Source organism: Microcystis sp. LE19-41.2A, from assembly GCF_027530405.1.
In the GTDB taxonomy this organism is placed as follows: Bacteria; Cyanobacteriota; Cyanobacteriia; order Cyanobacteriales; family Microcystaceae; genus Microcystis; species Microcystis aeruginosa.
Genome location: NZ_JAPZQJ010000659.1, coordinates 1 through 11,017 on the forward strand (window position 1 = coordinate 1; position 11,017 = coordinate 11,017).

General features: G+C 42.4%; 9 protein-coding genes and 2 pseudogenes. 2 read left to right on the top strand and 9 right to left on the bottom strand.

Going from position 1 to position 11,017, the window contains the following annotated elements:
• Positions 1-282: 282 nt before the first annotated feature.
• The gene (locus O9290_RS27270; RefSeq protein ID WP_002761187.1) at positions 283-1,566 is read right to left on the bottom strand and encodes a flotillin family protein; all 1,284 of its coding nucleotides are present in this window, start codon (positions 1,564-1,566) and stop codon (positions 283-285) included.
• Between the two features lie 483 nt (positions 1,567-2,049).
• On the opposite strand from O9290_RS27270, the pseudogene O9290_RS27275 reads away from it, so the two are divergent.
• Positions 2,050-2,142 (top strand): annotated as a pseudogene (locus O9290_RS27275) (PEP-CTERM sorting domain-containing protein); the annotation flags it as partial.
• A 58-nt stretch (positions 2,143-2,200) separates the two neighbouring features.
• On the opposite strand, the gene O9290_RS27280 reads toward O9290_RS27275, so the two are convergent.
• From O9290_RS27280 to O9290_RS27290, 3 genes are all read right to left on the bottom strand, one after another.
• Positions 2,201-2,995, bottom strand: coding sequence for a Uma2 family endonuclease (locus O9290_RS27280; protein ID WP_288058297.1), 795 nt, complete (start codon positions 2,993-2,995; stop codon positions 2,201-2,203).
• 113 nt (positions 2,996-3,108) lie between these two features.
• Positions 3,109-3,471 (bottom strand): helix-turn-helix domain-containing transcriptional regulator, encoded by a 363-nt coding sequence (locus O9290_RS27285; RefSeq protein ID WP_012266497.1) that lies wholly within the window; start codon positions 3,469-3,471, stop codon positions 3,109-3,111.
• On the bottom strand, positions 3,458-3,802 hold the full coding sequence (locus O9290_RS27290) for a type II toxin-antitoxin system RelE/ParE family toxin (RefSeq protein WP_002755652.1): 345 nt from the start codon (positions 3,800-3,802) through the stop codon (positions 3,458-3,460). The genes O9290_RS27285 and O9290_RS27290 overlap by 14 nt, the downstream gene beginning before the upstream one ends.
• Before the next feature lie 248 nt (positions 3,803-4,050).
• Between O9290_RS27290 and O9290_RS27295 the strand changes: the two genes are divergently transcribed.
• Positions 4,051-5,565 (top strand): SagB/ThcOx family dehydrogenase, encoded by a 1,515-nt coding sequence (locus O9290_RS27295; RefSeq protein ID WP_288058299.1) that lies wholly within the window; start codon positions 4,051-4,053, stop codon positions 5,563-5,565.
• A 94-nt stretch (positions 5,566-5,659) separates the two neighbouring features.
• On the opposite strand, the gene O9290_RS27300 is transcribed toward O9290_RS27295, so the two are convergent.
• From O9290_RS27300 to O9290_RS27320, 5 genes and pseudogenes are all read right to left on the bottom strand, one after another.
• Complete coding sequence (locus tag O9290_RS27300; RefSeq protein WP_288058301.1) at positions 5,660-6,577, bottom strand: TauD/TfdA family dioxygenase; 918 nt, start codon at positions 6,575-6,577, stop codon at positions 5,660-5,662.
• Positions 6,574-7,335 (bottom strand): class I SAM-dependent methyltransferase, encoded by a 762-nt coding sequence (locus O9290_RS27305; protein ID WP_288058303.1) that lies wholly within the window; start codon positions 7,333-7,335, stop codon positions 6,574-6,576. The genes O9290_RS27300 and O9290_RS27305 overlap by 4 nt, the downstream gene beginning before the upstream one ends.
• 26 nt (positions 7,336-7,361) lie before the next feature.
• Positions 7,362-8,873 (bottom strand): cupin domain-containing protein, encoded by a 1,512-nt coding sequence (locus O9290_RS27310; protein WP_288058305.1) that lies wholly within the window; start codon positions 8,871-8,873, stop codon positions 7,362-7,364.
• A 199-nt stretch (positions 8,874-9,072) separates the two neighbouring features.
• Positions 9,073-9,471 carry a DNA sulfur modification protein DndE gene (gene dndE / locus O9290_RS27315; RefSeq protein ID WP_002761176.1) on the bottom strand — a complete coding sequence of 133 codons (399 nt, stop codon included), beginning with the start codon at positions 9,469-9,471 and terminating at the stop codon, positions 9,073-9,075.
• Positions 9,472-10,065: 594 nt separating this feature from the next.
• A pseudogene (locus O9290_RS27320) lies at positions 10,066-10,789 on the bottom strand (IS1 family transposase).
• Positions 10,790-11,017 lie beyond the last annotated feature (228 nt).

The window sequence follows — 11,017 nt, forward strand, 5'->3', positions numbered from 1 at the left end:
AAGTTTGTGGTGCACATTCTTGGTTTTGCTGTATTTAGTTATTGGTGGGGGGGGTGTGGGTTGTGGGGTGGGGGGTGATGGGGAGATGGGGTGATGGGGAGATGGGGTGATGGGGTGATGGGGTGATGGGGAGAATAAATAAAGTAATCTATTGACTCCTGACTCCTGTATCCTGTCTCCTGACTCCTGACTCCTGTATCCTGTCTCCTGTCTCCTGACTCCTGTATCCTTTATCCTGTCTCCTGTATCCTGTATCCTGTCTCCTGACTCCTGATCACTGATTCAAGAGGGCAATTGTTTAAAATCAAAATTTGTCTCTTTTCCCTTGACAGATGGCTCGGTTTGTGCTAGGCGATTAGCCATTTGTACCAGATCCACCCCGGTAGCTTGACGCAATTGTTCAGCAAAGGCAGTCATTTTCGGGACAAGATTACCATCACCTCCGTCCACTACCGTCACCGTTTGCACCTGCACTTCTGGGACACTAGCGACCATTAATTTCAGCAATAACTCCAATTTTTGGTATAAAAAGATGTTTTTAGCGTTATTTCCCGCTCCTTGCCAAGAAGCCGCTAATTTTTTGGTTCCTTCCGCTTGCGCTTTCCCCTGTTCGATAATTTTGGCCGCTTCCCCCCGGGCTTTGGCGATCGCTTGTTGACATTCCGCGGCCGCAGGGGCGATCACATCTGCCTGTAATTGCTGTTTCACCTGCTTAATTCGGGCAGTTTGTACCGCCACTTCTGCCTGTACTTTAGCTAAATCGGACATAACCACCGATTCTACCTCGGCAATCATGGCGCCGCGCTTAGTTTGAGTGTCGCGCACCCGTTTTTCTGCGTCAGCTTTGGCTATTTCTAAATCTTTTTGGATACGACGCAAAGCGGTTAGGCGTAGATTCTCGGAATCCTTGATAATCGATGTTTTTCGGGCTTTTGCTTCTGCTATCCGGGCATCTCTCTGTAATTCGGCTTTTTGCTTCCGTCCGATCGAATCGAGATAACGCACCTCATCGGAGATATTCTGTATCTGCAAACTATCCAAAACTAAACCCAATTTTTCCAGATCCTGTTCCGCTTCTTCTAGGAGACTTTTAGCAAAAGCGATCTGATCGGAGTTCGCTTGTTCTGGGGTTAAATTGGCCAAGACACCGCGCAAATTGCCCTCTAGGGTTTCTTTAGCCAATTGTTCAATTTCCTTGCGTTTCTTGCCCAATAAACGCTCGATCGCATTATAAATAATCGGTTCTTCCCCGGCAATTTTAATATTCGCCACCCCGGTGACGATTAACGGCACACCGCCCTTAGAATAGGCATTAACCACCCTGAGATCGATGATCATGTTGGTCAGGTCCATTCGATACACTTGTTCTAGCATAGGTAAACGAATACTGCTGCCCCCTTTTACCAAACGATAACCGATGGTTTTACCCGTGGCCGTGGGACGACGACTACCGGCAAAAATTAAAACTTCACTCGGTTGACAGATGTGGTAATAGTTACGGATGACTAATAAACCCGCACCTGTGCCTAAACCGAAAACTCCCAGTAAAACAGCGATAATTTCCATAGATTTTATTACGGTCGATGCTCGGATCAAATTAACTAAATTGTATCCATCAATTTCCAACTTTGACAGACCAGTAGTCTAGTAGGGTGTAGGTAGGGTTTGCGGCAAAAAGTTTTTCGTGGGGTTAGGGTGTGGGGTGTGGGGTGTGGGGTGTGGGGTTTTACCGATTTTCAGGTGGTCAATTACCTAATTTTCAGGGAAAAAGTCCCAGAATTTTCCCCCCAATCACTCCAATGGTCGGCACTTTTTGAGGGAAAAAAAGTCTAAAAACCTTATCCAACAAGGTTGTTAGATTTATTCAGCAAATCCTAGGTACATCGAAAATTAAAATAAGTTAATGATAGAGTAAAATCCTCTAGTTTTATGTTGACTTCAATCAAATTGCTTCTAAAATCTACACATAACTTTATTCGTAGAGCAAATTATTCGATGTATGAATAATCTCAAAAAATCTCTCGGCATTTGTTGACCGTCGCTTCTGCTGCTGTGGGTGTCCCCGAACCCACGGGTGTTCTTGGTCATATCACACTAGGGGGTTTAATGCTAGGGGGTACTGTCCGCAAAGCGAGAAAATAATGTCCCAGAGAGAGGAGGCGCGGGTTTCCTCTCTCTTTTTTGAGGGGTTTTCGAGCCTTCAGCTTTCAGGATCTATCCCTAATTCCCGCAATCGTGCCGCTAGTTGTTCTGCTCGTTGTTTAGCCGCAGAAGCCTCTTGTTTCGCCGCAGAAGCCTCTTGTTTGGCCGCAATTAACTCCTCATCGGCCAGGGGAATTAACTCTCCTTCCAGCGTCAACCAGCGCAACCATAGCCGCTCAATCCCCCGATAGGAACCTTGCCACAAACCCAAGCTCAATTCTAGTTGAGGAATCGGTAAGCGTCCCTCCACTAAAGCTACGGGTTGGTAATGACCATCTACCAGTTCAAACGCTTGAAGTTGGTTAGTATAGCGGCTAAAAACTACATAGTAGGGAACCTGCAAAATCTGTTCATAAACTGTCCACTTAGTTGGCGGTTCTTCTGGTTGGCGTAGTTCTTCTCCTAAATCTTGATTTTCCGTACCTGGAGACAATAATTCCACCACAATCGTCGGAGAAACCCCTTCCTGCCAAATCACATAGCTTAAGCGCAGGTCATGGCCATCATAGAGGCGAGGAACACCAACCACCCCAAACCAATCGGGACGCTTGTACCATTGAGGGTGTCTGACATTGTAGTAAAGGTTGAGGTCAGCAGCGCTAAAAACTAGATCTGGTTCCCAGTTGGGAGGCTGGAAAGTCAGTAGTAATAACTGAGGTTGTAATAGGTGAAATTCGTCAGGCAAACCGGGTTCCAGTGGATTGTCACTAGGTAAATCGTACATCGTCGGCAAGGATTGCCGAGGGGAAAGGGGAGGGTCAGATTGGGGAATGGTGAAGGTAGGTGTAGTCATAATTTTATTTTAGAAAACGGGTTTCTGAAAGAAACCCGTTTTCTGTGTAGGGTGCGTTAAGCGGCTATCAATTTGTCATCAAAAAAACCAAACTACAAACTACAAACTACAAACTACACTGTAATCTTGATTGAACTAACAGCGTCATTTTCATGATTTATTTCTGGCATTTTTGAAGCGACCGTTATCGTTAATTTCAATCCTAAAGCTTGAAGCCAAGAGGTTAGTTGATTCATGGCTTCAGGTGCAGGTTTTTGCATTAGTTCTTCCAATTGCTTCGCCTGAATTTTGATTTGTTCTGGTGTTAGATTTTGAGGTCCAAGGGCTTCTAGGACGTGATTGAACGCGAGTCTGAGTAATTCTGATTCAAATTCATATTCATCTCCCTCGAGATGAGTTTCCAAATAAACTGCTGCATAATGGGAATCTTTAAGAGATTCGATCAGGGAATCATGATAACTATCACTGACTGGCATTTTCTCGGCTCCTATAGTCTTGCCAATATTTTTGAGCTATTTCAATGTCTTTAGCTTGCGTTTTTTTATCTCCTCCACACAGGAGTAAGATAATCGTTGTTCCGATTTGTCCAAAGTAAACGCGATAACCAGAACCATAGTCTATTCGTAGTTCATAAACTCCTGCTCCTACTGATTTATAATCCCCTAAGTTACCTAAATTAACCCGGTTTAGGCGTTGAGCAATTTTAGTTTTAGCCTTAATATCCCGCAAAGAATCGAGCCATTGGGCAAAGGGAACTTTGCCGTCACTGGTAACATAACGTCGAATTTCTCTGGGTTGAGCCGCCATGGGATAATTATAGCAGTTATACTATTTTTCTAAAGTAATGGCAGATATGGTTAATTACCCTCACCCCCAACCCCCCACCCCCCTTATCAAGGGTAGGGTTGATTCATGAATCAACCCTACCCGACATCGTAGAGCAGGGGGGGTGGGAGAGGGGAGTATTTAGAAAACGGGTTTCTGAAAGAAACCCGTTTTCTAGGGGTGGGAGTATGTCAAACTAAAAAGTAAAGCTTAGACAGCCCATCTTTATCATGCCAGATCAGCCAATCTCGATCGCCCAATACTACCACGAGCGGACCAAATACGACCCCCAGACGATCGCCTCAAAAAGTAAAGGTCTTGATTGGAGTCAACAACCCCATCCCTTCAAAGAATACAAAATCGGTCAGACGTTCGATCTCAAACCCTACCTCTCCCGTCAAATGGTTCCCCAAAAAGGAGACTTTTGGCGACGTATATCGCGAATTTTGGGCTGTAGCTATGGGTTAACTGCCAAAATCGCCACTATGGGGAGTCCCTTGTACCTACGTTCCGCACCCTCTGCTGGTGGATTATACCCCGCCGAGGTCTATCTGATCTCCCGTGGCACGGAATTTTTACCCGCCGGTCTCTACAGTTACCAAGGTCAAAGTCACTCGCTGCTTTTATTCTGGGAAAGTGATGTCTGGACCAACCTACAATCTGCTTGTTTCTGGAATCCTGTTTTAGAAAATACCGATATCGCTGTAGTTACCAGTGCCATTTTTTATCGGTCCGCTTGGCGCTACGAAGATCGAGCTTATCGGCGTATTTTCCTCGATACAGGGCATTTATTGGGCAATATTGAGCTATCAGCCTCGATTAATGACTATCGCGCCCATTTAATCGGTGGTTTTAACGATATCCAGATGAATGAATTGCTTTATCTCGATTCCGAGAAAGAAAGTGTCATGACGGTGATTCCTTTGGCAGATCTGCTCAATATCCGGCAAAATCTCCCCCCTAGTACCACGGCACTCCCTTCGGCAACCACGACTCTTTATCCCAAAATTCCCGAGGGAGAATTATTAAACTCCCTACACCGAGCCACTATCATAGCTACAGATGAGAAGATAGAAGCAACTGTTACCCCCTCTAATTGGGAAGATAAATATAATTTTCCTTTTTGTCTAAAAGTTTCCGTGACATCCCGTCCCGTCAATTGGGGGGAAGATTTAATCGATCTGGAAAGTACGATGCTTAAACGCAGATCTACCCGCGCTTATAGTGGCGCTAGTCTCAGTTTAGACGAATTGCGAGCGCTGCTGCATTTCACCTATCAACCCCAAGATTATGCCGGCCAAAATCTCGATCCCAATCCCGATTATTTTGCTCTGGATTTATTGGAAACTTTTATCGCTGTTTCGGCAGTAACCGGATTAGAGGAAGGCTGTTATTATTATGCTCCCAAAGCCCAAGAATTGCGGCAAATTCGCTTTAAAAATTTCTGGCAAGAGTTACATTATCTCTGTTTAGGTCAGGATTTGGGACGAGATGCGGCCGCTGTGGTTTTTCATACGGCGGATCTGTCAAAAGCAGTGGCTAAATATGGCGATCGAGTCTATCGTTATCTTCATGCAGATGCGGGTCATTTGGGACAGAGATTAAATTTAGCGGCTATTCATCTGGGGTTAGGGGTTAGTGGTATCGGTGGTTTTTTCGATGATCAAGTTAATGAAGTGTTAGGAATTCCCTCCGATGAAGCAGTTATCTATATCACTACTTTAGGCCGACCGAAGGTTTTTTAAGGTGAGTTTGAACCACTGAAGGGGTGACAAGGAAGTTGAGGTCATTGTACTCTGTACTTTGACCGGTTCACTTTCTCCCTTGGACGTATTTTGTTTAAAGGTTAATCCAACTACGGACCATCTGTCGGGGTTTTCCTGAATTTTTAAAAGCGGTTCTATTGTGGCATAAAAAGCGATTATTAATGTAAAATATATCACCTTTTTTCATTTTGAAGCGGACTGTATTTTCCAGTTCCGAAAAAAAGTCGTCGATGATGTCGAGTGTTTTTGTGATAGCTTCCGGTTGCGCTATTTCCAGTTTGGAGTAAGCGACTTCAATCCAGTACCGCATATAACGAAAAACCAGACCCTGAGAATCGGCTGAGAATAAGGGGAAATTATTCTTTTGAATAGCTTCTTGAGAATTAATCTCTCCAGGTGTAATCACATCCCGCGCCAAAGGTTCGTAAAGATAGGGAACTAGGTCTGTATGGTTTTGCCAGAAATATTGATACAAATTGGCGGCGTTTACTACCAGGGAATCTCCTCCCTCATCTGCGGCAGCAAGACACAGTAAGCCAACAAGATCAGGGAAGTAGTTTTTGGCTGTACTATCGGTATGATAGCCAGTTTCTGCATTCGTCATCGAAACGGGTATAGCTTCTTTAGTGTAATCCATTCCTCGATCGATTACATCAAAAAAATAGCCATAGCGGTGGTTTAGCAGTCCAAAAATGCGAGAAATAAAAGCATAAATTAACCGCATTTCTATTTCTGTTAATTCCGGTTCTAATCGGAAAATAATTATGCCTGGTTTCTGGAGCAATTTCTCACGAAATGGTAGGAAAAAATCAAGATTTTTATTGACTGTTTCCTGTCCTATTTCGTTGGGTTTTTCAAGCCATTTGTGATTGCTTCTTTTTAGTAAATCTGAGACTAATGATTCTGGTACATGAAAAAATAGTTGAGAAGGATCAGGCAATTTTTTCCAAGTCAGTAATGAAATATTAAGCTCAGAAATCGGTATAATCATTTTTGAATTTTGAAAGCAACGTGAAGGGGAAGGTCAATGAGCGGAGTAAAAAATTCTGGGTCTAGTTCTAAATGTTCCTGATTAATTTTTAGTTCATAAACTTCTGGCATTTTTGTGAAGGCTGCTAAACGAAGAGATGTGAAGTAATCTTCCATAGTTTTATGAACACATTGCACGGCGACGGCTTTTCTATCTCGGCGCCAAATCTCACCGGGGAATAATTGATCGCGTCCGGAAAAATAGCCAGCTTTCGGGTTAAAATAAAACGGAAACTTATCTTTTTTCAGAAAAGGTAAAGAGGGATGGGGGACGGCGAACAGGAAATAGCCACCGAATTTCAAAAGTTGGTAGGCTTTCTGCAGCGTGCTAATAGTTTCTGAAACATTTAAGTAGTTGAACAGAAACATAGCCAGAACTAAATCGTATTGTTCGGACTCAGTGACCGCAAAATCACGAATATCACCAGCTTCATAGGAAGCATTAGTAATCTGATGCTCGTTTTTTTGAATCAAGGCCTGCTCGATCATTTGCGATGAAATATCAATCCCATGAACAGATTGAGCGCCTCGGTTAATTAACTCTCTTCCTACATAACCTTCCCCACAGCCTAGATCTAATATATTCTTGTTGACAATCGGTTCACATAAATCAATGACAAACGGACGCGCGGAGTAATCAGAAAGCAAAATCGGTTCTACTCGTTTCCAGTCTGCTGCGCTTTCGTCGTAAAGTTTTTTGGTTTCTTGTGTTGCTTTCATACCTATCTAACGTGATAAAATTTGCACTAATTTTGTTTTAGTCTAGCACTGTGTAAGTAATTACCCATAAAACTTTTACCAGTTAATCCAAAATCAGCTATCGCCAGAAAAATTAGCTCTTCTTCTCCTAAGTTCACAGATTGATGCACACACCAACGGGGAATAACAGCAAAAGTACCCGGTTCGACCTCGTTTTCGTATTGATCAACAATAACTTTTCCTTGACCCTGAAGAAATACAAATACGGTTTCATGTGCGTGTCTGTGCATTTCATTCGCTTTTCCTGGCTTGACTATAACTAGGCGTGGATCTAAAACTTCTAGATCAAATGGTAGGCGAAATACGTTAAAGTCAATATTGAGTTTATCAACCTTATTGTTGTATAAGGCTTCTAAGTTGCTGGCGCTGATTGTTGAAATAAGCTCTTTACCTTCTTGCACATGAGTCAAGCTTTTTTGTTCATTGATTTTTTCGGTCAATGCTCCCAGTCGCACTGTTTGAAAATCATGGTAAAGTTGTGATGCAAGCCTTAATATTGTTTGAGAGCATTGGCATTCATTAGATGGATCTGCAAGCCAATTTAACAGGTTCAGAACTTCTTCTTTGTGCTTTTCCGTTTGCATCCCGTATAGCAAAAGTGAACTCAATCCGGGTAGTAGTTTTTCCACTGGAACAGTAGATAAGTCTTCCGTCAATCCAATACGCACGTCATTGATTTGATGCAATAAAAGTTCCTGTTCCTGATTAGACAGCTTTTTGCCTTTAATCATTTTAGTGAAAAGCGTAACAATCTTGAGTTGGTCTGATGATGTCAAAGATTTATCTAACGCCGACGCACGTTCATACATATTGTCCCAGTAAGCAGCACGTAGATTTAAGGCTTTTAACATTCCTTTCCGTAATTCCAGAACAGCCTGTTCGCTTTCACTGGCTAATTCTTTAGCAATCTCAACTAAAGTTAAGCTGTGTTCATCCTCCACTTCTGTATGTAAAGGAAAAAATACATATTGCTGCAAGGATAATGATGTATGTTTTTTGATCGCTTCAATAATGTGTTTGTAGATAAATTTAACAACAGATTCAGTCCCTAAACCTATCGCTCCAATAGCTTGGAGTGAACTTCCATTCTGGAGCAGCGATAAGAATGATTCACGCCAGATTTCCACTTCAACACAAGGCGTTTGCGTGCTATCTACTCCCATCGCTTCTTGAAAACGCTTGAATAACTGTGGGTGAGGAATTTCCTGTACCCACTCGTCCTTAATACCTAATTTACGGATTGCTTCGAGATCTTCATCGTGTAGATGTCCGTTTTCTTCAGCTAAGTTCTTCAGCAGGTGATTTCGATGAGTGGGATTTTCTAGCTTTGATATTACTGCTGTTAAATAACGGGAAAACCAGTCACTATAAGCTCCGTATTGACTGGCAAAGTCTGTCAGAACTTCATCAATATGTTGAAATTCTCCTTTTTCTAAAGCCAGTAAATACGGATGATTAATCGCTCGATGGCTTAGTGCTTCCTCGATTAAATTTTCCATTTTTTCTCATCCCCCGATAGCCGCTCTCTTTTAAATATAGCGCTTTTCACGTTACTGAGGTATCGACAAGTTTTGCCAACAAGGGGCTTAAGCCCCTTGCCCATGCCTCATCCTGAGGAAAACTGCTATACCATCACAAAATTGGCCAATTGTCAATAGCGTTTGAGATGCGCTCCCCCTGAAAACAGATCATTCTTGATTAAGATTCTCTGAGACTTTCTCTCTCTAATTCGATTAAATTATCGATTTTCTTTAGCTTGGCATCCCCGGCAAGATAACCGATCCCGCGATGTAAATGTAAGCGAAATTGTTGAGTTAGAGTTTCTTTATCGGTTCCTAATCCGTCTTGATGACAACGTTGTTTGAGGGCAATTAAGAAAATATCGGACATTTCTCCCCCGAATACTTTCCAAGATAATTCTACATTGCTATCGGCAGGAATGGGAACGGGAGAGGGGAGACTCGGTTCAGCAAGGGAACGACAAAAAGCCCAACGACAGAGGATATTCCATTGGTCAATTTTGGTGTAGCGTTTTAATTTTATTAGGCTATCTTTGGCGGTTTGAGATAGTCGAAAACGTTCGATCGGTGATTCCATAATCTATAATTTTACCTCGCTCTGACCGATGAGAAAATAGTTAGTCATTCTCAATCCTGTTTAATAGGATAGTGGAAAGTGGGGAGCTTTTTTTCAGTGTTCAGTAAACAGTAATCAGTGAACTGATAACTCGCATCTGATAAATGATAACTGATGAGTCCATCTCACATTTGCAGAAATACCGGCAATCGGCAATTATCAGTGACTCTTAAATTATTACAGATATATCAGCGGCTGTCTGTAAGCATCCCACCGAAAAACTAATGCGCTCCGGGGTTTGGGGGCGGCGCCACGACCCCAACGGTAGGTTTGGGGGGTAGAACCCCCCAAAGGCTTGGATTGAGCGATAAAATCGGAAGTGATGACCAATTTTAGAAGATAGTTTCCCTTTAAAAATACCAACTCGGTAGATTTACAAAAATGAGATGCACCCAATTTTACCCCCGATCACTCCCATATCTGGTACTTTTTGATTGACAAAAGGTCTAAAAGTCTTACCCAACAAGGTTTTTAGATTTATTCAGCAAACCCTATCTGTTTTGACTTTGTGTTCTTTGTGTCTCTGTGGTTGGCGTTGTCAGATGTAAAGATGAATCAAGCAAAAGTGTAGGGAACTGGAACATCCTTAAACTTAAGGTAATGAATTAGAAGCGGTAGGGAATTTTCTAACATTTTGACACATTTTGAATAGCAGAGAGTCTGACGATGAAGACGGGCTAAGTAATGACGTAATCTTGTATTTTCTCCCTCTACCCTTGTCCTATAAGTTTTGCTAACAATCTGATCCCCATCAGGGATAAATATTGGATACACTGGATTTCCATCACTTACCCAAAAATAACATTGCCAAAATGAGATAGCTTGCCATAAACGTTGAAATGTCTCTGCACTATGTTGCCGAAGGCACTCGCCTTGCGAGACCACCAATTACCCATCCAAGAATTCCATCTCGAAAGTGGTCAACAGCCGTCCAGAGCCAGATTTTGTTCTTTTTTTTACCAACAAAGGTCTCTAATTCATCTAGTTCTCCCACTTCTGGAATCGTTTCTGGATTATAGGAATCAGGCAGCAGTTTTCCCACTTGTTTGACCCAATCTATAATGGTTGTTCGTGAGACTCCCGTCACTCTCTCAATGCCTCGAAATCCCATGCCATTTACCTACATTTTCAGACAGGTGCGCTTAACATCATCGCTATAGCCCTTGGTTTCATAGCTATCGATGAACTGGCGACCACAGTTTACACATATATAGTTTTGTTTTTGACCACGATGACCATTTTTATTGATGTGGTCACTTTTACATTCTGGACATTTCATCGTTTTTTTTCCTTCATTGAGTTTCTATCTATTTTGCCTTCTCATCTCTTTATCTGACAACGCCCCCACTGATAACTGATAACTGATAACGGCTCTTCGGTTTGTGTTATGCAATGGACGGGGGTTATAAGGGATGGAACCCTTATAGAGAAAGGCATTTAGCGATTTTTGTCAATTGTTTTTATCTAGAGCGAACTAATCAATTAAGTCTCTTGCCAGATAAGGATT